This window comes from Archangium sp. Cb G35, from assembly GCF_001896145.1.
GTDB classification, from domain to species: domain Bacteria; phylum Myxococcota; class Myxococcia; order Myxococcales; family Myxococcaceae; genus Archangium; species Archangium violaceum.
The window spans coordinates 91302-115391 of sequence record NZ_MPOI01000007.1 but is presented as its reverse complement, the minus strand read 5'-3'; the positions used below and the strand labels follow the sequence as shown (position 1 = coordinate 115391).

At 68.5% G+C, this 24090-nt stretch carries 22 protein-coding genes and 1 riboswitch; of the genes, 11 read left to right on the top strand and 11 right to left on the bottom strand.

Annotation, left to right across the window (positions count from 1 at the left end; translation table 11 throughout):
* Positions 1–60: 60 nt before the first annotated feature.
* From selA to sugE, 8 genes are all read left to right on the top strand, one after another.
* The gene (gene selA, locus BO221_RS22000; protein ID WP_073562457.1) at positions 61–1485 is read left to right on the top strand and encodes an L-seryl-tRNA(Sec) selenium transferase; all 1425 of its coding nucleotides are present in this window, start codon (positions 61–63) and stop codon (positions 1483–1485) included.
* Entirely contained in the window at positions 1451–2050 is a 600-nt protein-coding gene (locus BO221_RS21995; RefSeq protein WP_073562456.1) for an HNH endonuclease, read from the top strand. Before selA ends, BO221_RS21995 begins: the two co-directional genes overlap by 35 nt.
* 132 nt (positions 2051–2182) lie before the next feature.
* Positions 2183–3913, top strand: coding sequence for a hypothetical protein (locus BO221_RS21990; protein ID WP_073562455.1), 1731 nt, complete (start codon positions 2183–2185; stop codon positions 3911–3913).
* 189 nt (positions 3914–4102) lie between these two features.
* Positions 4103–4987 carry a P-loop NTPase gene (locus BO221_RS21985; RefSeq protein ID WP_073562816.1) on the top strand — a complete coding sequence of 295 codons (885 nt, stop codon included), beginning with the start codon at positions 4103–4105 and terminating at the stop codon, positions 4985–4987.
* Positions 4987–6351, top strand: a complete 1365-nt coding sequence (locus tag BO221_RS21980) for a helix-turn-helix domain-containing protein (protein ID WP_073562454.1) — start codon at positions 4987–4989, stop codon at positions 6349–6351. The genes BO221_RS21985 and BO221_RS21980 overlap by 1 nt, the downstream gene beginning before the upstream one ends.
* Before the next feature lie 90 nt (positions 6352–6441).
* A complete protein-coding gene (locus BO221_RS21975; protein ID WP_047858179.1) occupies positions 6442–6705 on the top strand; it encodes a hypothetical protein in 264 nt (87 codons plus the stop codon).
* Positions 6699–7688 (top strand): RluA family pseudouridine synthase, encoded by a 990-nt coding sequence (locus BO221_RS21970; RefSeq protein ID WP_073562453.1) that lies wholly within the window; start codon positions 6699–6701, stop codon positions 7686–7688. The genes BO221_RS21975 and BO221_RS21970 overlap by 7 nt, the downstream gene beginning before the upstream one ends.
* A 74-nt stretch (positions 7689–7762) precedes the next feature.
* Positions 7763–7820, top strand: a riboswitch (guanidine-III (ykkC-III) riboswitch).
* Between the two features lie 16 nt (positions 7821–7836).
* The gene (sugE, locus tag BO221_RS21965) at positions 7837–8163 is read left to right on the top strand and encodes a quaternary ammonium compound efflux SMR transporter SugE (protein ID WP_073562452.1); all 327 of its coding nucleotides are present in this window, start codon (positions 7837–7839) and stop codon (positions 8161–8163) included.
* 9 nt (positions 8164–8172) lie between these two features.
* On the opposite strand, the gene BO221_RS21960 is transcribed toward sugE, so the two are convergent.
* A complete protein-coding gene (locus BO221_RS21960) occupies positions 8173–9489 on the bottom strand; it encodes an HD-GYP domain-containing protein (RefSeq protein ID WP_073562815.1) in 1317 nt (438 codons plus the stop codon).
* An 8-nt stretch (positions 9490–9497) separates the two neighbouring features.
* Complete coding sequence (locus tag BO221_RS21955; RefSeq protein ID WP_073562451.1) at positions 9498–11264, bottom strand: HEAT repeat domain-containing protein; 1767 nt, start codon at positions 11262–11264, stop codon at positions 9498–9500.
* Positions 11265–11543: 279 nt separating this feature from the next.
* Here BO221_RS21955 and BO221_RS21950 point away from each other — a divergent pair, with 279 nt between their 5' ends.
* A complete protein-coding gene (locus tag BO221_RS21950) occupies positions 11544–12188 on the top strand; it encodes a hypothetical protein (protein WP_073562450.1) in 645 nt (214 codons plus the stop codon).
* A 30-nt stretch (positions 12189–12218) separates the two neighbouring features.
* Here BO221_RS21950 and BO221_RS21945 read toward each other — a convergent pair whose 3' ends face one another.
* The 9 genes from BO221_RS21945 to BO221_RS21905 form a co-directional block, all read right to left on the bottom strand.
* A complete protein-coding gene (locus BO221_RS21945) occupies positions 12219–13016 on the bottom strand; it encodes a hypothetical protein (protein ID WP_073562449.1) in 798 nt (265 codons plus the stop codon).
* Complete coding sequence (locus BO221_RS56295) at positions 13013–13696, bottom strand: hypothetical protein (RefSeq protein ID WP_233166202.1); 684 nt, start codon at positions 13694–13696, stop codon at positions 13013–13015. Before BO221_RS56295 ends, BO221_RS21945 begins: the two co-directional genes overlap by 4 nt.
* A gap of 78 nt (positions 13697–13774) precedes the next feature.
* A complete protein-coding gene (locus BO221_RS21935) occupies positions 13775–16246 on the bottom strand; it encodes an OPT family oligopeptide transporter (protein WP_073562448.1) in 2472 nt (823 codons plus the stop codon).
* A gap of 160 nt (positions 16247–16406) precedes the next feature.
* The gene (locus BO221_RS21930; RefSeq protein ID WP_043395369.1) at positions 16407–17297 is read right to left on the bottom strand and encodes an RNA polymerase factor sigma-32; all 891 of its coding nucleotides are present in this window, start codon (positions 17295–17297) and stop codon (positions 16407–16409) included.
* A gap of 405 nt (positions 17298–17702) precedes the next feature.
* Positions 17703–19739, bottom strand: a complete 2037-nt coding sequence (locus BO221_RS21925) for a DUF3488 and transglutaminase-like domain-containing protein (RefSeq protein WP_233166201.1) — start codon at positions 19737–19739, stop codon at positions 17703–17705.
* A complete protein-coding gene (locus tag BO221_RS21920; protein ID WP_073562446.1) occupies positions 19736–20698 on the bottom strand; it encodes a DUF58 domain-containing protein in 963 nt (320 codons plus the stop codon). The genes BO221_RS21925 and BO221_RS21920 overlap by 4 nt, the downstream gene beginning before the upstream one ends.
* On the bottom strand, positions 20695–21675 hold the full coding sequence (locus BO221_RS21915; RefSeq protein ID WP_073562445.1) for a MoxR family ATPase: 981 nt from the start codon (positions 21673–21675) through the stop codon (positions 20695–20697). The genes BO221_RS21920 and BO221_RS21915 overlap by 4 nt, the downstream gene beginning before the upstream one ends.
* A 194-nt stretch (positions 21676–21869) precedes the next feature.
* Positions 21870–22196: an STAS domain-containing protein gene (locus tag BO221_RS21910; protein ID WP_073562444.1), complete on the bottom strand. Its 327-nt coding sequence runs from the start codon at positions 22194–22196 to the stop codon at positions 21870–21872.
* A gap of 199 nt (positions 22197–22395) precedes the next feature.
* Positions 22396–23109, bottom strand: coding sequence for a lytic transglycosylase domain-containing protein (locus tag BO221_RS21905; RefSeq protein WP_073562443.1), 714 nt, complete (start codon positions 23107–23109; stop codon positions 22396–22398).
* A gap of 263 nt (positions 23110–23372) precedes the next feature.
* Here BO221_RS21905 and BO221_RS53890 point away from each other — a divergent pair, with 263 nt between their 5' ends.
* A complete protein-coding gene (locus BO221_RS53890; RefSeq protein ID WP_143195608.1) occupies positions 23373–23528 on the top strand; it encodes a lmo0937 family membrane protein in 156 nt (51 codons plus the stop codon).
* The gene (locus BO221_RS21900; RefSeq protein WP_073562442.1) at positions 23525–24085 is read left to right on the top strand and encodes a hypothetical protein; all 561 of its coding nucleotides are present in this window, start codon (positions 23525–23527) and stop codon (positions 24083–24085) included. The genes BO221_RS53890 and BO221_RS21900 overlap by 4 nt, the downstream gene beginning before the upstream one ends.
* Positions 24086–24090 lie beyond the last annotated feature (5 nt).

The window sequence follows — 24090 nt, the reverse complement described above, 5'->3', positions numbered from 1 at the left end:
GGTGTGAAGGGCAGGGGAGCCGGGTGGCGCGCGAGCCCCCGTCCCCTTACAATCCGGTTCGTGGGTGCACCCTCGACCGAGAACGGGGGGAAGAACGCTCTGCTGCGAGCGCTCCCCTCCATTGAGCAGCTCCTGCGTCGGCCCTCCCTGGAGGAGAAGCTGGCGGCGATTCCGCGTCCCCGGGCCGTGGCGGCGTTGCGGCTGGCGGTGGCCCGCGTGCGCGAGCGTCTGTTGCGCGGCGAGGCCCGTCCCTTCGAGGACTCGGACGTGGACGAGGCGCTGCGCGTGCTGGCCACGCCCAACCTGCGGCCCGTGCTCAACGCCACCGGGGTGGTGTTGCACACCAACCTGGGCCGGGCCCCGCTGGCCCCCGAGGCGGTGGCCCGCGTGGCCGAGGTGGCCCGGGGCTACTCCAACCTCGAGTACGACCTGGACGAGGGTGAGCGCGGCAGCCGCTATGCCCCCGTGGTGGAACTGCTCACCCAGCTCACCGGCGCCGAGGACGCCCTGGTGGTGAACAACTGCGCGGGCGCGGCGCTGCTGGTGCTCGCCACGCTGGCGGTGGGCCACGAGGCCATCGTCTCGCGCGGCGAGTTGGTGGAGATCGGCGGCGGCTTCCGGGTGCCGGACGTGATGAAGCAGTCCGGGGCGCGCCTCGTGGAGGTGGGCACCACCAACCGCACGCGGCGCTCGGACTACGAGTCGGCCCTCACGCCGGACACGGGCGTGTTGATGAAGGTGCACCGCTCCAACTTCGCGGTGGTGGGCTTCACCGAGGAGGTGGAGGTGAAGGACCTGGCCGCGCTCGGCCGCGCGCGCGGGGTGCCCGTGTTCGTGGACCTGGGCTCGGGGGCCCTGGTGCCGCTCACCGGCGAGGGTCTCACGGGAGAGCCCACCGTGCCCGCCACGGTGGCCGCGGGAGCCGACGTGGTGGCCTTCTCCGGCGACAAGCTGTTGGGAGGGCCACAGGCGGGGATCATCGTGGGGCGCGCGGAGCTGATCGCCCGCATCAAGAAGCACCCGCTGACGCGGGCGTTGCGTATCGACAAGATGACGGTGGCGGCCCTGGAGGCCACGCTGGAGCTGTACCGGGACGGCCGGCCGGAGGCCATCCCCACGTACCGGATGCTCACCTGGCCGGTCGAGGAGCTGCGCGTGCGTGCCGAGCGCCTGCTCGGCCTGCTGGTGATGAAGGGAATCAAGGCCCGGGTGGCGCCCATCTCGGGGCAGGTAGGCGGGGGAGCGATGCCCCTGGCCAGGTTGCCGTCCTATGCGTGCATCCTCACCGTTGGGGAGCCAGCAGCGTTCCTGGAATGTCTTCGAGGAGCGGGAGTTCCGGTGATTGGGCGGATCTCGGACGGCGAGGTGGTTATGGACGTCCGGTGTCTGGCGGAGGAGGACCTCGGGCCGGTCGCTGACGCCGTCGGTACGGCCTCACAGGAAGGCACCCATGTTGAACAGCGCCGTTCTCGTCCTGAACCGTAATTATCAACCGGTGCACGTCACCTCGGTGAAGCGCGCCCTCTCGCTGCTCTACCTGGGCGTGGCCAAGGCCATCGACGCCCAGTACCGCCTCTATGAGTTCGAGGACTGGGCGGCCCTGAGCGCCAGCGCACCGCATGACAGCGTCAACACCATCAACCGGCGCATCCGCGTCCCCCGGGTAGTGGTGCTCTCCGCCTACGAGTACCTGCCCAAGGGCCGGGTCCGTTTCTCACGCCTCAACATCTACGCGCGCGACCACGACACCTGCCAGTACTGCGCCCGGCAACTGCCGCGCTCGGACCTGAACCTGGACCATGTCGTCCCCCGCTCGCAGGGTGGCAAGACGAGCTGGGAGAACGTGGTGTGCTCGTGCGTGCCTTGCAACCTCAAGAAGGGCGGACGCACACCGGCGCAGGCGAGCATGAAGCTCCTCAAGGTGCCCACGCGGCCGCGATGGACGCCCTTCTTCCGCGGTGCTTCCCGCCGCATCACCTACCGCGAGTGGCTGCCTTTCCTGAACCTGGCCGACGCCTCGTACTGGAACGTCGAGTTGCTCGACGACTAGGCCGCCCGCCACGGCGCTGGAGTTTTCCAAGCCGCTTGTATGGCGCCCGGGCCGTTGTGGCCGCTGTAGGCCCTGCGGGGTCTCCCACGAAGCACGGATTCTGTCCGCGCTCGGACTTTCAGGGAGACATCCATGGTGGGAAATCGCTGGCTGGTGCTGGGCGCGCTCGCACTCGTCATGAGCATCACGGGCTGTAACTGTGGCGGCGTCGATGGGCCGCCGGACTCGGGCGTCACCGACGACGGCGGCGGAAACAACAATGACGACGGTGGAGATGTCACCCCGGATGACGGCGGCGATGGGACGCTCCCGGATGGCGGTGAGCCCCAGGCGTGCCTGGCCACGGGCGCTGCCTGCAGCCGTGCCGAGGACGCGGGGACGGGTACCTTGTGTTGTAGCGGCGTCTGCGGTGCGGATAGCCGTTGTGCGGAGCCCGACACGCTCTGCCGGACCCCTGGCGAGGCCTGCACCTCCGGCATCAACTGCTGCACCAACGTGTGCCTGAGCAACGGCACGTGCGGCAGCACCCAGTGCCTCGACATCGGTGGCTCCTGCTCCGTCAACGAGCAGTGCTGCACCAAGACGTGCACCAACGGCACGTGCGCCCCGATTCCGAGTGACACCACCTCCGCGTGCAAGGTGGTGGGCCAGGGCTGCGGTGTGGATGGTGATTGCTGCTCCAAGAATTGCCAGGCCGGCATCTGCGCCCGTTCCTACTCCTGCCAGGCGTATGGCGACATCTGCACCTCCAACGCGGAGTGCTGCGGCAACGCGTGCTCGGCGACCGCCGGGGGCGTGGGCCGCTGCCAGATGATCACCGGCGGTGGCGGTGGCGGCTGCATCCAGGACGGCAACCCGTGCAGTGGCGGCTCCGGCTGCTGCTCGCGCACCTGCGTGGACCTGGGCTACGGCGCCACGGTCTGCCAGCCGGTGGGGGGTTGCAAGCTCACCGGAAATTACTGCCAGCAGGACAGCGACTGCTGCGGCGGTGGCAAGCTCCCCGATGGCGGAGTGATCAACCCCAACGGTACCGTGAAGTGCGTGGGCGGCCGTTGCGACAACGGCCAGTCCTGCAACGGCGTGGGCAACATCTGCGGCGCCGGCACGCTGCCGGACGGTGGCTCCGTGGACATCAACGCGTCCCAGAACTGCTGCGACGGCAGGAAGGAAGTGTGCCGGGTGGACTCCGCCGGCGTGCCGCGGTGCTTCGGCGGCGGTACCGGTCCGAGTGGCGCCTGCCCCACCGGCTACACGGGCGAAGCGCCCTGCTGCATCGCGCAAAGCAACACCTGCCAGTTCTCCGAGCAGTGCTGCGATGGCGCCCTGTGCCTCCCGGCGGGGGATGGAACCGGCCGGCTGTCCTGCCAGAAGCCGACGTGCGCCCCGGTGGGTACGCCCTGTGACGGCGATGGCGGCGTGACGTGCTGCGCGGGCACCGAGTGTCTGGCGACCTCCGAGCTGACCCGGGCGTGCCAGGTGCGCTACACCCCGCCCCCCTACGACGGGGGAACGCCTCCCACGGACGCGGGCACGGGCGGTACGTGCCAGGCCAACGGCACCACGTGCTCCTCCGGGTCGCAGTGCTGCTCGAGCATCTGCTCGGCGGGCAAGTGCGCGGCACCCGAGGCGTGCCAGCCCCAGAGCGGGACGTGTACCTCCGGCTCGGACTGCTGCTCCGGCCTGCGCTGCGAGGTCCCGCTGGGCTCCACCACCGGCACCTGCGAGCCGGGAGCCACCTGCTCGTCCAGCGGCCAGGCATGCTCGGGGAGCGGCTCGTGCTGCGCTGGCCTGGCCTGCCGCACCTCAGGCGGGGCGTCGTGTGATGGGACGTCGGCCTGCGTCTGCCAGATCGTCATCAACTAACTTGGCCAGGGAGTCGACGCGGAGCGCGGGACAGGTTTTGATACGGGTGCTTTGAGTCACCCCAGTCCCTCCTCCGCGTCGCAGCCCGCTCGTTCGTCCCCGCCCGCCCAGCCCGCGGGCGCGGCCGCGCGCACGGACCCCGAGTCTCCGGGGGTCGTCGCGCGCCACCGCCCCCACCGCATCATCGCGGTGGGAGGCGGCAAGGGCGGTATCGGCAAGTCGCTCGTCTCCGCCAACCTCGGTGTCGCGCTGGCCTCGCGAGGCCAACGCGTGCTGCTGGTGGACGCGGACCTGGGCGGTGCCAACCTCCACACCTGTCTGGGCGTGGCCCAACCCACGGCCACCCTGTCGGACTTCATGCTGCGCCCCAAGGCCCGGCTGGAGGACGTCATCGTGCCCACCGGTGTGGCCAACCTGTCGCTGATCGCCGGCGCGCTGGACGTGCTGGACGCCGCCAACATCAAGTACGCCCAGAAGCAGCGGCTGCTGCGCAGCCTGCAGACCCAGTCGGTGGACTACCTCATCATCGACCTGGGCGCCGGCTCCAGCTTCAATACGCTCGACTTCTTCATCATCGCGGACCACGGCGTGCTGGTGCTGCTGCCCGAGCCCACCTCGGTGGAGAACGCCTACCGCTTCATCAAGGCCGCCTTCTACCGGAGGCTCCAGCAGGTGGAGTCGCAGTACGGCATCGAGCGCCTGGTGGAGAAGGCCCTGTCCACCCGCGAGGGCGCCGCGCGCACGCCCCATCAGATCATCCAGCACGTGCGGCAGCAGAACGCCGCGCTCGCCGAGCGGCTGGAGAAGGAACTGGCCGCCTTCCGCGTGAAGCTGGTGCTCAACCAGGCGCGCTCCGACGGGGACCTGAACGTGGGCGCCGCGGTGGTCTCCGCGTGGAAGAAGTTCTTCGGCCTGGAGATGGATGACCTGGGGGCCATCCGCTACGACGACGAGGCCTGGCGCGCGGTGCGCAAGCGCCGGCCCATCGTCCTGGAGAAGCCCGAGTCTCCCGCCGCCATCGGTATCCAGCGCATCGCCGATCGCCTGCTGGCGCTCGACGGGGTGACGGAGTGATGTCCGCCATGAAGCACTTCGAGCAACAGTCCTATTACGAGCTCCTGGAGGTGGCAGTCACCGCCTCGGAAGATCAGATCCTCGACGCCTACGCGCGCGCGATGGAGACGTACTCACCCGACTCCATCGCCGTGTACACGCTGGCGGATCCGGAGCAGCTCGAGGCTCTGCGCGAACGGCTCACCCAGGCCATGGAAGTGCTCTGCGCGCTGGATCAGCGCATCGAGTACGACCGGAAGATCGGCGTAACGCGTTCGCCCGAGGAACTGGCCCGTCTGCGCGCCGAGTCCCTCAAGCGCGCGGCGGAGAACTCTACCGACACCGCACCGGCCAACGGGGCAGGGGAGGCGCCGGTCACGCAGGCCGCCGCCCCGGCGGAGCCCGTGGCCGAGGTGGAGCCGGAGGTCCAGGCCCGTCCCGCCACCCAGGAAGAGGAGCTGCCCGAGGCGGAGGTGGTGAGCGGGGAGGTGGTGGCCGAGGTGGAGCCGGTGGCCGAGGTGGAGCCGGTGGCCGCGTCCGAGCCGGTGGCCGCCGAGGCGAAGCCCACCATCCAGAAGCCGCCCTCCGAGCCGCCCGCCGAGCCGCCCGTCGCGGTCACTCCGCCGGAGCCGAAGCCAGGGCCGGGGCCCGTTGCCGCTTCCGCCGTTCCGGAGGACGAGGTCCCCGCGGCGGATCCATCCGAGTCCACCGACGCCCCGGCCGCGAGCACCCCGCCGCCCGCCGAGCCCACCCCGGCCACCCTCCCGCTGGTGCCCCTGGCCGCGAAGCCGGGCCACCTGCCCCGGTCGCTCACGCCCGCGCCCGTCTCGGGGTTCAAGCCGGCCATCCATGCCCGGCCCATGGCTCCGACGGCCCGTCACGGCTCGACCGTGCCGCCCCCGTTGCCGCCGCGCAATGGGCTCCGGGCTCCCGTGCGCCCGGAGGCCGAGTCCGCCCGCCCCGCGCCGCCTCCTTCCGCCACCCGTCCCAACGGCCAGCAGCTCGGCGAGGCCCCCGTGCTGGCGGAGGCCTCGGCCATCGCCAACGCCGAGTCGGCGCTCGCCCTCGTCTCGGCCAAGGCGCGCGACTCGCGCACCCGCCTCAAGACGGTGATGGACATCCCCTCGGATGCCGAGTTCAACGGCGAGCTGCTGCGCCGGGTGCGCGAGAGCCGCAACCTGTCGCTCCCGATGCTCGCGGACCGCACGCGCATCTCGTCCCGCCACGTGGAGAACATCGAGGCGGACCGCTATGACATCCTGCCCGCCTCCGTCTATCTGCGCGGCATGTTGATGAGCATCGCTCGCGAGCTGGGCCTGGATCCGCTCCGGGTGTCGAAGAGCTACATGGGGCTCGTCGCATCCGGTGAGAAAAAGGCGCGTTGAGCCTTTCCGGGACTCTCGGGCGTCCCCCAGGTGCCCATGGGCTGTCTGCGAAGTTGACACCCTGGGGGGGCCTGCTTAGAAAGGTCCAGGATGACTGAAGAAGAAAAGATCAAGGCCATGCGGCTGGCCCGCGCGATTGCCTCGGATATCTCGCTCTACAACGAGCAGAAGATCATCAAGGGCATCGAGCAGGACAACCTCTTCGAGGTCCTCAAGGAGGAGCTCGAGGAGGGCCGGGAGCTCTACAAGAGCCGCGTCAGCCCGGAGATCTTCCAGAAGATGAATTTCTTCGAGCGGGCCATCAACGACATCGTGTTGCGCTCCAAGGCGCACGTGAAGTCGAAGATCTGGTGACCGCCGAGGCGCGAGAGCTCCGTGCCCCGCCCGAGTCCCGTGGCGAGCGGCTGGATCAGGTTCTCGCGCGAGCTTTTTCCGATCTGACGCGCTCGCGCATCCAGGGTCTCATCGAGGCCGGGCATGCGCGCGTCGACGGCAAGCCCGCCAAGGTGGCCCAGCGGCTGCGCGGCGGTGAGTTGCTCACCCTCCAGATTCCCGCTCCCGTGGCGGCGGTGCCGGTGGCCGAGGAGCTGCCGCTCGCGGTGCTGCACGAGGATCGGGATCTCGTCGTGGTGGACAAGGCGGCGGGGATGGTGGTGCACCCGGGAGCGGGCCATGCCTCGGGGACGCTGGTGAACGCGCTGCTGCACCGGGTGAAGGACCTGGCCGGGGTGGGTGGCGAGCTGCGTCCGGGGATCGTCCACCGGCTGGACAAGGACACCACGGGCTGCCTGGTGGTGGCCAAGCACGAGTCGGCCCTGGTGGCGCTGCAGAAGTCCTTCAAGACGCGGGTGGTGGAGAAGACGTATCTGGCGCTCGTGCACGGGACGCCCAAGGCCGCCGAGGCGCGCATCGAGACGCTGTATGGCCGCCACCCGGTGCACCGCCAGCGCTTCACCGGCAAGGTGAAGGAGGGCAAGCCCGCCATCACCGAGTACCGCGTGCTCGAGGCCTTCGAGGACGCCGCGCTGGTGGAGGTGGATCTGCTCACCGGCCGGACGCATCAAATCCGCGTGCACCTGTCGGAGGCGGGCCATCCGCTGCTGTGTGACGGCGTGTACGGCGCGAGCCGCAAGGCGAAGGGGAAGGCGGCGGAGGCGGAGGAGGTGCTGGGCCGCCAGGCGCTGCACGCGTGGAAGCTGTCCCTTCCGCACCCGCGCACGGGCAAGGTGCTGCACGTGGAGGCGCCGCTGCCCGCGGACTTCACCGCCGCGCTGAAGGTGCTGCGCGCGAGTGGTGCGCCCACGGCTCCACCCAAGGCCCGGGCCAGGAAGAAGTAGGCCCGGCCAAGGGTTCTCCTGGACGCGAGGGGTGGGGCGCGGTTATTCCCCACCCTGTCTGGCGGGCTCATTGGGGAGCGCGCCGGGCCCGGACGAGGTGCGCCGTACCCGGTCACGACAAGACGACGCCTGAGAAGGAGTGTGCGTCATGGCGTGGATCCTGCTCGTGGTGGCCGGGTTGCTCGAGGTGTGCTGGGCCATTGGACTCAAGTACACCGAGGGTTTCACCCGGCTCGTGCCTTCGGTGCTGACGGTGGGTGCCATCATCGCCAGCATGGTGTTGCTGGGGGTGGCGGCGAAGAGCCTGCCGATTGGCACCGCCTATGCCGTCTGGGTGGGCATCGGGGCGCTGGGCGCGGCGGTGCTGGGCATCTTCCTGTTCCACGAGCCCATCACCCCCGCGCGTGCCTTCTTCCTCGTCCTTCTGCTGACGTCCATCGTCGGCCTGAAGGTCACGAGCGGCGGGGAGCACTGAGGGGCGGGTCTACACGCCGCCGAGCGTCATCGACTGCTGGCGCCGGCTCAGCACCTTCACCGGCTGGATGGCCATGACGCGCATGAAGACCTGGAGCAGCTCCGGGTCGAACTTGTGGCGCATCTCCGTCCACATCAGCATCAGTGCCACCTCGGGGCCGTACGCGTCGCGGTAGGGCCGCCTCGACGTCAGCGCGTCGTACGCATCGCAGATGGCGAGGATCTTCGCGTACACCCCGAGGTTCGTCTTCGGGATGATCATCTCGATGTTGCCCCGGCCGTCGCGCACCGCCGTGCCGAAGTCCGCCTTGTGCTCGAACGTCGTCACCACGCGCAGCAGCGTGGAGCGCGTGAAGCCCTTCTCCATCAGGATGTTGCGGATGGAGATGAGCGGCGCCTTCTGGATGAGCGCCTTCTCCTCGGAGCTCAGCGCGCCCTTCTTGGTGGACAGCTCCTCGGGCAGCGTCGCCATGCCCGCGTCGTGGAAGAGCGCCGTGTAACCCAGGTCCCGCAGCTGGGCCTTGGTCAGCCCCAGCTCCATGCCGAACACGACGCTCATCAGGCACACGTTCACCTGATGGTAGACGAGGTAGTCCACCTCGCTCTTCTTCAGCGTGGTCATCCCCAGGAAGTGCGTCTTCTGCTCGTAGGAGATGTCCACGAAGTCCTGGACGATCCGCAGCGCCTTCGCCGTGTTCATCGGCTTGCCGGCCTGCACCGACTCCAGGTACTTCGTCAGGAAGAACACCGCGCGCGAGTACACCGTCATCGCGTACTTCTTGCGGTCCACCTTCTGATCATCCGGGTTGGCCAGCTCGTCCCGGTTGAGCTTCTCCTTCAGCTTGGAGAAGCGGGTGACCTTCATGTTGAGCAGCTTGCGGCCCGCCAGGCCCTCCTCGTCCACCGACGCCGACTGATCCTTGCTGAAGATCCAGATGAAGTTCTTCAGGTCCGGCACCGTGACGAGCTTGTTCAGCGAGATGCCGCCCACGTCCTTGGCCCGCATCTCCCCCAGCAGGTAGCGCTGGTTGTCGATGGAGTTCAGGTCCACCTTCACCAGCATGTTGTTGAGGTAGAAGGAGTCCTTGACGCCCACCAGCTCCAGCCGGCCTTCCTTGGAGATGATCTGGTTGACGATGTCCTGCAGCTGGAGCAGCGGCTTCTCGAAGACCGAGTTCTCCGGGTCGTACATCTTCACCGAGCGGATCAGCATGTACAGGCCCGACACGAGCCCGCGCGCCAGCGTCTGCAGCTTCTCCGAGTAGCCGCGGCCGAACTCGCCGAGGTTCTCTTCCTGGGCCTGCGTGACCTTCAACGGGGTGTCCATCATGGCGTTCAGGCCTCCTCGGTGGTGGACGTCTCGCCGAACAGCGTCTTCTTCGTCTGGTACATGGCCTTGCGCGCGGCGTTGAGCACCTCGACGGGCTGGTTCTTGTCCTCCACCACGCCCTGCAAGGCCTTGTACGAGGGGATGGAGCACGCGCCCGCCAGCCCGGCGATGGCCAGCAGCTTGTCCTCCAACACCTTCTTCTTGTTGAGCAGCGTGGGCTTCACCGCGATGAGCTGCAGCAGCATCGAGATGGCCCCCGGCAGGCCCGTGGAGCCCAGCGCCGTGTAGACGGACGTGCGCTCCTCGATGCTCTTCTTCTCGAAGTCCTGGTGCTTCATCAGCTTCACCAGGTCCACGTAGGCCTTGTCCCGGTCGAACTCGGGCAGCAGCCGGGCCGCCAGCATGCGCACCTGGGCGGCGGGATCGTTGAATGCCTCGAAGATGAGCTTGCGCGCCTCGGCGGTGCGGCCCCGGGCGATGATGTTCATCACCTCCAGCTTCACCGCGAGGTTCTTGTTGAGCATCACCAGGCCGAACATCTTCACCCGTTCCGGGTGGTTGCTCTTCTCCAGGATGTAGACCATGTCGCGCACGGTCTGCGGCCGATCGGACTCCAACCGCTGCACGAAGGGCTGCGGATTCTCCTGCGCGAAGCGCGCCAGCACGTCACACACCAGCAGGCGGTTCTCGGGGATTTCGATCGTCTCCAGCGCGTTGAGCATCGTGAAGATGGTGGAGGCATCCAGCGCCTGCAGGTAGCGGGTGATGTCCACCGGCTGCTTGGGGCGCGTGCTCTTGAGCATCTCCGCCACGCGCATCACGCGCTGCTCCTCGCCCATCTTCAGGACGAAGTGCTCCAGCAGCGAGCCGATGCTGCTTCCGGGCGAGCGCTGCGCCATGGAGCGCATCTTCAGGACGATCTGGTTGATGGTGCCGTAGTCATCCTGGATGAGCATGGCGTCCAGCAGCTGCACGAAGACCTCCTCGAGCAGCGCCGTGTCGTCCACGCCTCCTTCGATCACCTGGAAGATGGCGCTCATCAGCTTGGGGAAGAGCCGGGCGTTCTCCTCCTCGGTGATTTCCCGCTGGAGCCGGGCCTTGAGGTCGTCCGAGGCGTAGTTGCCGGCCACCACCAGGCCGCGCATCTGCTCCACGCCCTCCAGCTTGGAGTCCAGGTCCTCCGCGTTCAGGCGGGCGAAGCGCAGGTAGTCGTCCGAGTTCGTCTTGAGGCGCGAGTAGAGGTAGCCGACCACCTTGTCGACCTCGACCTCGACCTCCTGCTCGGAGACCTCGTCCATCTTGAAGCCTTCGACGACGACGTACTCGACGTGCTCCAGGCCGGAGCGCCACAACTGGGCGAGCACGTCCTCGGCGCCGCGCTCGGGCTCGGACAGGGCGATGAGCGTGAACGTCACCAGCTCCGCGACGGTGAGGCCTGGCCGGAAGATGAGCTGGCGGATGCCGTCCCGGAAGAACTTGTAGGGCAGCGGCGTGTCCTCGGAGAAGGTGGGCTCGCCGTGCAGCATGAAGTTCTGCTGCTCCACCTTGAGGGACAGCGGGCCGTGCTTGCCGGTGTACGCGGCGAGCGCCTCGGTGGCCCGGGAGAGGAACTCGGGGAAGCGGGCCTCGTTGTGCCGGTACATGCCGATCTGCTTGATGCCCTTGAGCAGATGGAAGGTGAAGTTGCGCGCCGACTCCAGCTTCTCCTCGACGGCCGGGTCCGTCGTGGGGGCCTGGGAGGCTTTACTAGCGGTCTGTGCCTGGGGGGCCATGACGTCCTTGGCTGGGCGAGCGGGGGGGTGGGGGAAGTTCAGTCTACCCCGTTTCTTCCCGATTCGCCTCCCCGGAAAACGTCAGGAACCCGGAGGGTTTGCCCGCCACTGTGTCCAGTAGGGGTTACTCCGGGTGTAGGGTCTGTGCACCCCTCCTCGACCAGGAGGGTGGGCCATGGCGGAGGCCTTGGGGGGAGCCCACACTGTGGGAGCGTGCTGGCGGCGGTTTTCGGACGGGGCTTGGAGGAACACGCGGATGGGGCGTAGGAGAGAAGAGCCATGACGACCGCCGGAAACATCATGCGGAGCAAGGCTCTGCTGGTCAGCGAGAGCCTGCGCTACACCTCGGGAAACGTGCAGGGCCACCGTGTCGTTTCGATGTGGGGGGACGGTTTCATCGGAGTGGCCGCGGAGCTGAATGCCTCGGAGTATGTGGTCCTGCTGCTGCCGGGGGTCACGCTGCTGCGCGAGCGCAGGCCGGACACGAGCGTGGGGGAGGCCCTGTTCTGCGAGGCCCAGGTGCAGCGGGGCACGGTGGTGCTCACCATCAACGTCGCGTGGCGCGAGTCGGCGGCCACGCCCCAGCAGTGGCGGGACAGCTTCGCGGAAGACCTGGACCTCGAGCGGCAGTCGGCGGTGTTCCGGGACAAGCTGGAGTTCGTGGACGTGCCGGAGGCGTTCCAGCGCCTGCCGGATCGCGTCGTGCGCCGCTACGTGCCGAAGTCGAACCCCGCGCGGCTGTTCCAGGACGTGTGGCTGGGCGCGTCGCGCATCAACTTCGAGATCATGGCCTCGGTGGACAACCCGAACGAGTCCGCGCCGCGAGGACTGGATCCCCTCATCGAGGGGGCCGAGGTCTTCATGGATCGGGAGCTCATCTGCTCCTGGCCGGGTGTCGAGTCGGGGCCCATGAAGGCGCCGTGAAGCGAGCGCGAGAAGGAGGCCCGTGGGGGGTTACTCCTCCTCGCGCTTCCTGCCACGGCTGAGCCGTTCTTCTCCCGCCTGTCTTTCCCGTGCCAGATCGTCGGCCAGGGTGAACGGGTAGATGGCCCGGTGGTTCACGTTCTTCCAGTGGGCCGCCACATGGTGCTTCCCGCCGATGGTGATGAAGGCATGCCTTGGCGGTTCGGAGAGGGCCGCGAGCCAGGCCTCGGCCTGCTCGCGCGTGTCGAATGCGGCCACTACGGGAGGAAGACCTTTTTCCAGGCGGAGTTCGATGAACTCGGCCACGAGCGGAAGGGGAATGAAAGGCCAATCCCTGTCTTCGCGAGTCGCGAATACCACGTGGTATTCATCACCAATCAACACCATGGCCTTGTAGGGCGGAACAGGCTGCTGCTCCAACCAGCTCTCTGCCTCCTCAAGTGTCTCGAACGCGGCGATGACGGGTGGAAGCGTACTGCTTCGCCAGTAGGCCAGGTAGTCCTCGAGCCCCTCGTGCTGGCCAGAAGCCTCGATGAAGATGAGTGCGTCACTGGCGCCCCTCAGTGTTTCCTTCTCTTCGGCTGATTGCGCCTGGGTCCGCAGTTGCTCAAGGTAATGAACCACGTCGGCGAAGGAGAGTGATCGCACATGACCTGGCTGCAGGTTCTTTCGGAAATCCTCGAACCGGTACAGTTGTCCACTGGTGGAGAGAAACGACGATGCGCCGCCAGCGATTTCCAGGAGCTTCCTTTCCTCGTTGGAGCGGCTGTTGCGCCGGTATTCGAGGAGCAGGAGAACTGCGTCGCCAAGGGGGTTGTCGGAGCTCACTGAAATACCTCCGCGAGGTGGGGAGCGGCGGGAGCATTGGGCGACGTCAGGAGAAAGGCGGGTGCCAGTATCAGGATTCCCCCGCTGCTCATGACGACGTAGAAGACCACGCCCGTGATGATGACCGTGGCACCCACTGCGATTTCTTCTTTGTGGCGCTTCAGCCAATCGACAGCTTCGCCAGTAGCTCGAAACTCCAGGACTTCTGCCGCCTGTCGCTCGAGTCTTCTACGGCAGTTGTCGCTCTCCTTGCGACACTCATCCGTGCAATACGCCTTAAGGGCGGCTCGAGCATTCTTGTAGCTGGCAATGTAGTGCTCGGCATGAGGTGGAAGAGGGCTTTCATTGCACCTCTTCACGCATTGCTCCCATACTTCAAAGCAGGCACTGCCAATCGGGTCGTCATTCGTGGAATTGCTTGCCCGCTTGATGACGCCTGCGCTGCCTGCCATGCCAGGCTGGTACTGATACTGCTTCAGATCAAAGTCCTCGAGCGGCCTCCAGTCGTGCGTCACCCGCCCGTCTGGGGTCTCCTGGAGAACGAGCACGAATCTGCCCAGGTCGTGCGGGCCGGTGGGACCCTGGGCGGTCGTCGTTACAGGCTTCGTTGCCGTGCAGGAGACGAGGAGGAGGGCGAGGCTCGACGCCGCGAGCTTCTGAAGGAATGCGCTGATGCTCATGTCGCGCGCGTGTAGGGCAAGGCCTGATTCATGTCCAAGGGAAACGGATGAAGGTCCGTGCTCCTCATGCGGTGTGCGCTACTTCGCGGGCCGGGCCTGCGCGCCGCTCTCGCCCTTGAGGCCCGTGAAGAGCAGCAGGACGGTGAGGACAGCGAAGAAGCCGAGGCCCCACAGGTTGGACTCCTGCAGGAAGCGCGAGAAGGGTGTGTCGCCGAGCATCCCCGGAATGTCGATGGCGCGTGTCCAGGCTCCGTCGCTGGCGATCTCCAGGAAGGCGATGAGCACGCCCGCGATGGCGCCTCCAGCGATGTAGCCCGAGGAGAGCAGGGTGCCAGGGGAGAATTCGGCCTCGGCGGCGGTGCCCCCGCGCACCTTGTCCACCACGTAGCGCACCATGCCGCCCACGAAGATGGGCGCGGTGCTGGAGATGGGCAGGTATACGCCCACCGCGAAGGGCAGCGAGGACACGCCGCACAGCTCCAGCATCAGCGCGATGAAGACGCCCACCAGCACCAGGTCCCACGGCAGCTTCTGCGTGAGGATGCCGTCGATGATGAGCGCGAAGAGCTGCGCCTTGGGCGCGGGGTAGCGGGTGAGCGGAACGCCCTCGTAGTTGGTGATACGGCCGCCGATGCCCGGGTCCACCACGTAGTGGATGGCTCCCGCCCCATCCACCAGGTACGTGCCCGTGGGCACCGGCGTCTCCGCCCCCCGTACGTAGCCCACGCGCCAGGTGCGCTCGGGGCCCGGCGTCACCGTGCCGAGCTCCGACACCTTCACCGTCTGTCCCGATGCCAGCCGTACCTCCGTGGCCGCCACGCGCTCCACCGGATGCGCGGTCCAGCTCCGAAGCTCGAAAGCGCCGCCCTGTCCCTGCGCCACCTCGAGGCCCTGCTTCCACAAGGGGCCCTTCAGCTCGGCCAGCTTCACGCCCCTCGCCGTCAGCGCCTGCTCCGACACGCCCCACGGGTACGTGTGCTGCGTGCGCGTCTGGTCACCCACCGCGCTCACCGTCTGGCCCGGGTGCGTCTCCGGGATGACGGTGGTGGCGCCCCGGTTGAGCACCACCAGCACCAGTCCGATGAGCAGCGAGCTGGTGAGCACGCCCACGAAGAGGGCGATCTGCTGCCGCCGTGGCGTGCCGCCCACCAGGTAGGCCGTCTTCAAGTCCTGCGCCGTGGTGCCGCCGTTGGAGGCCGCGATGCCCACGATGGCCGCCGTGGTGAGCGCCATGAAGCGGTCCTCGGCGCTCGTCCACCCCAGCAGCAGGTACACGAGGCACGTGAGCAGCAGCGTGGCCACCACCATGCCGGAGATGGGATTGGACGAGGAGCCGATCTCTCCCGTGATTCGCGCGCTCACCGTCACGAAGAAGAAGCCGCACACCACGATGAGCAGCGCGGACAGGAGGTTGACGTGCAGCGGCGGCGCCAGCCAGATGGTCAGCACGAGCAGCGCGCTGCCCGCCAGCACCACGGTGATGGGCAGGTCCTGCTCGGTGCGCAGCATCACGGGCGCCGCTTCCTTGCTCCGTGAGGCCAGCAAGGTGTCCAACCCGCGCCGGAAGGCATTGATGATGGTGGGCAGTGAGCGGATGAGGCTGATGAGCCCTCCGGTGGCCACCGCGCCCGCGCCGATGTACAGCACGTACGCGTCGCGCACCGTGTCCGGATCCATGTCCCGGATGAGTGTGCCATCCGGTTGCAGCAGCGGCTGCTCGAGCCCGCCGCCGAAGAAGGTGATGAGCGGAATCAGGATGAGGTAGCTGAGCACGCTGCCCGCGAAGGTGATGGACGCCACCTGGGGGCCGATGATGTAGCCCACGCCGAGCAGCTCCGGGCTCACCTCCATGGACACCGAGCCGCCCGTGTAGCCCACCCGCTGCGCCACCCCGGCCGCCGTCGTCTTCACCCAGCTCAGCGCCGTGCCCACCACCTCCTTGAAGAGGTGCAGGCCCGCGTAGGCGAACTTGTAGAGCCCTCCCACCCCGAAGCCGAGCACCACCGTGCGGGCATTCGTCCCGCCCTCCTCGCCCACCACGAGCACGTCCGCCGCGGCGGTGCCCTCGGGATAGGTGAGCTTTCCGTGCTCGTGGACGATGAGGCCCTCGCGCAGCGGAATCATCATCAGCACGCCCAGCACGCCGCCCAGCGCCGCCACCAGGAAGGCGTGCATGAGATCGATGTCGTAGCCCAGCAGGAGCAGCGCGGGCAGCGCCGCGGCGATTCCGAAGGCGAGCGACTCGCCGGCCGAGCCCACCGTCTGGACGATGGTGTTCTCCAGGATGTTGGAGCGGCCGAACGCCCGGAAGATGGCGATGGACAGCACCGCTATCGGAATGGAGGCGGACACCGTCAGGCCCACCTTCACCGCCAGGTACACCGACGAGGCCCCGAAGACGATGCCCAGCACCGAGCCGAGCGCCAGTCCGCGCAGTGTCAGCTCCGGCCGAGACTCGTTGGCCGGCACGTAGGGGGTGTGGGCCAGGGGCGTGGCCGACTGGGCGACAGGGACGCGATCCTCGGAGATCGGCGGTTGGCCGTGGGACAAAGGGGGCGCTCCTCACTGCGAGGGAAGCGGCCCTTCTAGCAGACGGACGAGCCCGTGGATCGCCACTCGCTTCGCATGTGCGGCCCCGGAAACACGAAGGCGCCCCCACCGCGAACGGTGGAGACGCCTCGGGTGCTTGCCCCTCGGGGCTCCGCTGGCACTACTGCATGGAGGCGGCGGTGTCCGGATCCACCTCGGCCATCAGCGCGGCCAGCTCGGCCTTGAGCTTGTCCTTGGCGCGGATCTCCAGCTGGCGGGCGCGCTCGCGCGAGAAGCCGAAGTGCTCGCCCAGCTCCTTGAGCGTCATGGGGCGCTCGTTCATCACGCGCTGCTCGATGATGAAGCGCTCGCGCGGATCCAGCCGCATCAGCGCCGTGCGCACCCGGGCGTTGATGAGGCCCGCCTCCTCCTTGTCCGCGAACTCGTCGTCCTGCGGCGCGCTCGCGCTCACCACGAAGTCCACGTGGCTGTTGCCCCCGTCCTCGCCCATCGGCGCGTCCAGCGACAAGTCCCGCCCGCCCATGCGCTGCTCCATCTCGCGCACCTCGCCGGGCTTCACGTGCAGCCTCTTGGCGATCTCATCCACGTTCACCACCGAGCCGTCCGCGTCGCCCAGCTTCTCCAGCTCGCGGCGCGTGCGGGCCAGGCTGAAGAACAGCTTGCGCTGCGCCTGCGTGGTCCCGAGCTTCACCAGCGACCAGCTCTTGAGGATGTAGTTCTGGATGTACGCGCGGATCCACCACACCGCGTAGGAGATGAGGCGGATGCCCTTGTCCGGATCGAACTTCTGCACCGCCTTCATCAGGCCGATGTTCCCCTCCTGGATGAGGTCGGACATCTTGATGCCGTAGGAGCGGTACTCGTACGCCACCTTCACCACGAAGCGCAGGTTGGAGGTCACCAGCCGGTGGCCCGCGGCGAGGTCGCCCTTGATGAAGCGGCGGGCCAGGGCCTGCTCCTCTTCTACCGAGAGCAGGGCGTACTGGTTGATCTCCGAGAGGTACATGGCCAGCGAGCCCGAGTTGGACGACTGCTCAGTAGAGAGCTGCATGGTTTCTCCCGAGTGACCCCGTGCCGGGGCCGGTGAGAAGTAGTTTGGAACCGCGTGACAACCCGATGCAGGGTGGCTAGAGCAACGTGTGTGCCATGGCCTCACGCGGGAATTCGCCAGTCGCAACGCATACTTGGCCGATGCGAGCGCACGACGGTGGACGGAAGTCCGTAAGCGTTACAGCGCCGGTCCGCTTCCACCGGGCGAGGGGGGCTGAAAAGAATGCGCCTCGATTCTCAAATGGCCTCCAGGTCCCCCGTCCGCAATTGAACTGTGGGGCAGGGGAGACGGGGGGCTGTCATCGCCCCCTTCGTCCCAACGGGTAATAAGGAGGCCCCTTGCCGCTGGCCGGAAAAGTCCTCGTGCCCCGCCGGAGAGCAAGCGGAGGGACGGGCGCTCTCCGCCTCAGGACGCCCGGGCGCGCGGGGTCTGCTGCTGCTGCTTGTGCACCTCGACGCTGTGCTTCAGCTCCTTGAGGAGCCGGGCCGACTCGCCGGGTTGCAGCGGACGCTGGCCGAAGCGGGCCTCCAGGTAGCGGCGCGTGAGCGGCGACACCGCCGGGGCCAGCGGGTGCGCGTCCCGGGTGAGCCGCGCCGACACGTCCTCGAGCGTCTCGCCGTCGCCCGCGCGCACGCCCGCCACCGCGAGCTGGCGCTCCACCGAGTCCACGAAGCGCGTGGCCTCGAGCACCGGGGCCTTGGCCTTGCGCCGCGACAGGTACCTCCACGTCCAGTACACGGCCGCGCCGGCCATCGCCGCCGTCAGCCAGGCGCGCAGCGGTGGCAGCTGGGTGCGCTCCTTGCCCGGCTCGTTGCGCGGCGGACGCGACATGTCCCGCAGGAAGTTCATCTGGTCGCGGAACGAGTAGTCGACGACGGACGAACGCCACATGCCCTCGATGGCCTCGTAGAGCGAGATGAGCGACTCCAGCAGCTCCAGCGACTGGTTGGCGCGGAACGCGGGAGGCGTGGCGTCCACCGTGACGAAGCCGCGCCCGGGCACCAGCACGTGCGTCCACGCGTGGGCATCTCCGGCGCGCACGAGGTACTCGTCTCCCACGCGCTCGCCTCCGAAGAAGCCCGTGGCGAGCCGGGCCTCGAAGCCCTGGGTGCGCAGCATCAGCGTGAGCGCCGTGGCGAAGTGCTCGCAGTGGCCCGCCTTGCGCACGAAGAGGAACTCCATCAGCGGATCCGCCACGTCCCCGCCCAGCTCCAGCGTGTACGTGTACTCGCGCTGCAGCCAGTTGGAGAGCTTCTGGGCCGCGGCCAGCGGATCCGTCTCGTTGCCCACCACCTGGTGCGCCAGCTCCTCGATGCGCGGATCGATGTTCTCGGGCAGGGCCAGGAGCTGATCCAGCTCCTTCTGCGCCAGCTTGCCCGGATCCGTGTCCGTGCCCGGTGGCACGCTGTACACCTCGTACGAGTACCCGAGCGCTTCCTCCACGAAGCGCAGCTCGTCGCCACCCAGCTCCTGCAGCTGCGTGCGCCGGTCGCCGGTGGGCGTGTGCATGAGGGCGTTGCCCAGCTTGGAGGGAGTCTCCAGGGCGATCAGCGTGCGGGCGCCATAGGCGGGCAGCAATTCGATTCGCTGGTACACCTGCTTCTCCGCGCCCGGGCGCAGCGTCACGCGCGTGCGGCGGCGCTTGCTGGGCGCGCCGATCGTCGACCACTCCTGGCCGTTGAAGGTGTCATAGGTGCGGCCCAGCCAGTAGGCATCGAGCCGCTGGGAGCCCGGATCCGGCGTCAGCTTCGCCCGAAGCACCACGCGGGGGTTGCTCTTGAGGGTGCCCGAGCCGCCCAGGCGCACGGTGTCGGAGAAGCCGCTGGTGGCCGGGCCGAGCCCGGGAGCCGTCCGGCGCACGCCCACGTTCCAGTTGAGGCGCGGGAAGAGGACGAAGAAGGCCACCGCGCCGGCCATCGCGACGATCACCCCCTTGGACAGCGGGCGCAGCACGTGGCGCACGGGCACCGGCTCGCCCGGGGGCACCGCGGCTTCCACCACCGCGAGTCCCAGCGACAGGCTCGCCAGCACGGCGAAGGCCAGCAGGAACACGGCGAAGAGCAATTCACCGGAGAGCGCCGCGCCGCCGGCGATCATCAACAGGCCGGCCAGCAGCACCTGCCCGTCCGTGGTGGGGCTCGTCTCCGACAGCAGCCGTTGCGAGGCGACGAGGCCCGCGAAGGAGCAGGCGGCCACCACGAGGTCCATCTGCCCCGCGGCCACGGCCAGGTAGAGCGCGCCCGCCAGGGGCACCAGGAGGATCGCCGTCAGCCGGGGCGCTCGGGCGAAGGGATGAAAGCCCATCAGCGACACGAGCACCGCCACGATCACCAGCCCGAGCGCCCACACGGGCACCTGGCCGGACACGGCCATGGAGGCGAAGGCCGCCGCGGTGCCCAGGTCTCTCAGGATGAGGCGCAGCCGGTTGGGCCGGGTCGTCATGCCGCTTCCTCCCGTTGCTCCTCGAAGCCCAGCCATGCCAGGGCCCGGAGGATGGCGCGCTCCTGCCCGCTGCCCGCGCCCGGACGCAGCCGCTGCTGGGGCAGCTCCAGCCCCACCTCGTGGCCGGCCTCGAGCAGCCGGTGGGCCTGCTCCGCCACCTCCTCGCAGCGCCGCTCCAGCGCGTCACCCGTCAGCCCGGCCTGCACGCCGAGGATGTACGTGCGGCGCTCCTCGCGCTCGCGCTCCACCTTGAGCAGCTTGCCCACCGAGGCGCTCTTCAACCAGTGCACGCGCCGGGCGTCCTCGTGCTCGCCCAGCTCGCGCAGGCCCGCGATGTCTCCGGTGCCGTCCAGCCGGTGGGGGTTGTTGGCCTCGCCCACGTGCCCCACGGCCGCCTCGCCCGGATCCGCGCAGGCGAAGCCCCGCCGCGGGTAGACGAGCAGGGTGCCCTCCAGCGCGAAGACGCGCGTCTTGGCGAACAGGCCCAGGGGCCACGTGGTGGTGATGCGCACGCCCGTCAGCTTCACCGGGCCCCGGCGGGGTGCGGTGAGATCGGCGCGCACCACGTGCTCGGCGCCCGCTGGCAGGTAGCCCACGCCGCCCTCGCCCGCGAGGGGCGAGTCCACCTCGGACAGGGTGAGGGCGAAGGCGTGCCCCTGGCGGCGGGTGATGCCCCAGCGGAAGGCGAAGGGCTCTCCCGCGAAGGCTCCGTCCGTGCCGACGCGACGCACCGTCAGATCCTTGATGCAGCGCTCGGACAGCACGCCGGAGAGGATGATGACGCTCAGCAACAACCCCAGCACGAGGTAGAGGAGGTTGTTGCCGGTGTTGAGGGCGCCCAGGCCCACGCCGAACGTCACCACGAGGTAGGTGCGTCCCACGCTCGTCACCTTGAGGGTGCGAGGCGGGCGGAGGGCGGCCTTGATGCGGCGCCAGAGGGAGGGAGGCGGGGGGCTCACCGGGGCGCGACGACCTTCCGGGCGACCTCTTCGATGAGGTGGGTCGCCTCGTCACGGGTGTAGGCGCCCTGGTTGGCGCTGCGCAGCAGGAGCCGGTGGGCCAGACACGGCGCGAGCACCGCCCGCACGTCGCCTGGGGTGACGAAGTCGCGCGACTCCCAGAGGGCATGGGCACGGGCGGCCATGCCCAGCGCGAGCACCGCGCGGGTGGAGGCGCCGCGCTCGATGTCGCCGTGGGAGCGCGTGGCCTGGGCCAGCCGCACGATGTACTCGGCCACGGTGTCGTCCAGACGCTGGGCGGCCACCTGGGCGCGCAGCTCCGTCAGCTCCTCGGGCGAGGTCACCGCCTTCAGTGCCTCCACGGGCGAGGAGGCATCGCGCGTGGTGAGCAGGCGTGCTTCCACCTCGGGAGAGGGGTGGCCCAGCGACAGGCGCATGAGGAAACGATCGAGCTGCGAGTCCGGCAGCGGGTAGGTGCCGGAGAAGTCCACCGGGTTCTGCGTGGCCACGACGGTGAAGGGGCGGGGCAGGGCGTGGGTGGCACCGTCGAGTGACACCTGGCCCTGAGCCATGGCCTCGAGCAGGGCGGACTGGGTGCGAGGCGGGGCGCGGTTGAGCTCGTCGGCGAGGACGAGCTGGCGGAAGAGGGGGCCGGGCCGGAAGGAGAAGGTGGCCGTCTGGGCGTGGAAGACCTGGGCGCCGAGGATGTCGGCCGGCATGAGGTCCGCGGTGAACTGGACGCGGGAGAAGGAGAGGGCGAAGGAGCGGGCAAGGGCCTCCACCAGCGTCGTCTTGCCGACTCCGGGGACGTCTTCGAGGAGCAGGTGACCACCGGCGGCCACGCAGGTGACGGCGAGGCGGACCTCCTTGTCCTTGCCCTGGACCGCCAGGGAGAGGTTGGCGGCCACACGCTCCAGGGCGGCCCGCGCCGTGGCGGGAGAGGGAAGGGGATTGATGGCTCTGGCAGGGGAGTTCATCGCGGCCCGCACTCTACTCCAGCGGTGCCAATGCTGAACCCCTGGGGTTGCGGGAACCTGTGCTCGCCAGCCCGTACTCTGGGTAAAACGGGTTTGAGTGGGATTCGCCTCCCGCAAAGGAAATCGCCGCCCACCCCATGTCGGGCGAGCGGCGATTCAGAACCCCTGGGCACTGCCTTCCCTGGGGGAAGTCCTCAGGCGAGCACTTCTTCCGGCGTGTAGTAGGCCCGCGGCGGCGCGATCGTCCCGGTGCTCAGGCCGAAGTAGCGGAACATCCGCTCATGGTGGCCCGCCAGCCCACGGAACCGCACCTTGCGCTCGGCCAGCGGACGGGTCAGCACCGCCACCGCCGAGTCACGGAACTCCTTCAGGTGCGTGAAGTCCACCACCACGTCCCGCGCCTCCAACTCCTCCAGGGAGCTGCGCAGCGCCATCGCAGTGCGACCATCCAGCGTGCCCGTGAGCCGCAGGGTCAACTGCCCCGCGAGTTCTTCCCGTTGAATCTCAAGCCCCGCTACCATGGTTCGTCTCTCTCCGTCATGCCGCGTGCGTCCACTCGGAACCGGGCGTGTTGAGGCACCCGGTCCGGAGTGGACCCATCCACCCCGGCGCTCGTCTCTGGCTGCGTACAGTGCGTCCGTTCTCTTGGGAAAGGCAGTCACATCACTGAAAAAACCCCCACACTGTCGGAGATCAGTCGAGCTGACTGTTCTCCACCCATCATCCCGGTCCGCCAGAAGTTTGCTTCTGGGCTTCCAGCAGGGAGACTTGGCGCGCCTGCTGGGCCTTCAGGCGGCGGAACTCCTTCATCACCTTGGCCGGATAGCCCGCCATGAAGCGCTCGCGCTTGTCCTTCTTGGCGAGGATCTTCTTCGCCAGCCCCGGCCCCGCGTTGTACGCCACCAGCGCCCGCTCCGGAGAGCCGAAGCGCTCGATGAGATCGGCCAGATAGGCCGTGCCCAGCTCCACGTTCAGCTCTGAATCGAACAGATTGGTGTGGCGCCGCAGCTTGAAGCCCGCCCGGTCCGCCAGGTAGTCGCCCGTGTCGGGCATCACCTGCATCAGGCCCATGGCCCCCACGTGCGACACCGCGTAGTTGTTGAAGGAGCTCTCGCAGCGGATGACCGCCACCACCAGCATGGGGTCCACCTTGTTGCGCCTGGCCTCGCGGACGATCGCCGTGGCCAGCCGCCGCTGCTGGCGCTCGGGCAGCCGTGAGGCCTCCACCGCCGCCACCACCCCCAAAGCCTCCGCCTCCGTATAGAGCGCCGCCTCCTCCTCGAGCCGCGCCAGGTGGGCCTCCTGCGCCGCCAGCTTCGCGCGCAGCTCCGCCACCTCCGGACTGCTCTCCCCTGGGAAGTAGGGCTGGAAGGCCCCCGCCTCCATGCCCACCAGCATCCCCGCCGTCACCATCGCCACCGTCCACCCTCGCATTTCACACCCTCCCCACGCGCTCCGAACGGGCCACGCGTCCGTGTGGCAGATGAACGCGGCACAAAGCACCCCGCGTGCCATCCGGCAAACGCCTGGAATCACGAGGACGACGTGGGAGGTGGGAAGTGGGAGACCGGAAAAAATGTCCGATCTGGGAACGCCTTTGCCCACCGTGAGACTGTCGAAAGGAGGGGTTGCCGCAACCGGCCAGGCGTCCCAGCTTTGCGCTCGGTTCCGAGACCATCGGGAGAGGAGTGGGCGGCGTGTACTGGACGATGAGTGCGATCCTGTTCGTGCTGTGGGTGCTCGGGCTGATCAGCGGCTCGACCGAGGGCAGGTGGATTCACCTTCTATTGATCTTCTCCATGGTGACGCTGATCCTCGCGCTGGCGCGGCGGGGCAGGGGAGCCCTGGCATGAGGCAGGCTCCATCCATCATCGATCTGGAGCTGCCGCGGGACGCGAGCGGCTTCGTGCGGCGCGAGTGTCCCCAGTGCCAGCGGGACTTCAAGACGCGGCCCTGCCGCCACGACGCGAGCATCCTCCAGAGGCGGCTCGCCTCGCTCTTCCCCTTCGAGAACGCTCACGAGAGCTTCGACGAGGTGCCGGACTGGTGGTGCCTCTATTGTGGCCACCGGGCCTCGGGGGACGAGTGGCTCACCCCGAGCCAGCAGGCGCATGTGGAGGCCGTGGCGCGCGCCTGGGCCAACCACGTGCGCTACGAGCAGCTGGCCTACGTGTCGCGCACCCTGTCGCTCAACCCGCGGCCCACCTTCGTCAGCGTGGAGCCCGAGGCCCTGCCCGGACCCATGGCACCGGACACGGATGACCTGCGGATCATCCCCCTGGTGTGCTGCGGTGAGGAGGTGAAGGCCCTCTGGGACTGGGAGGGTCCGCTCTTCTGTCCGCGCTGCGGCTCCCGGCACGGGGGCTTGAGTGGCCGGCAGCAGATCCACCTGGAATTCATCCAGGAGTAGACGGA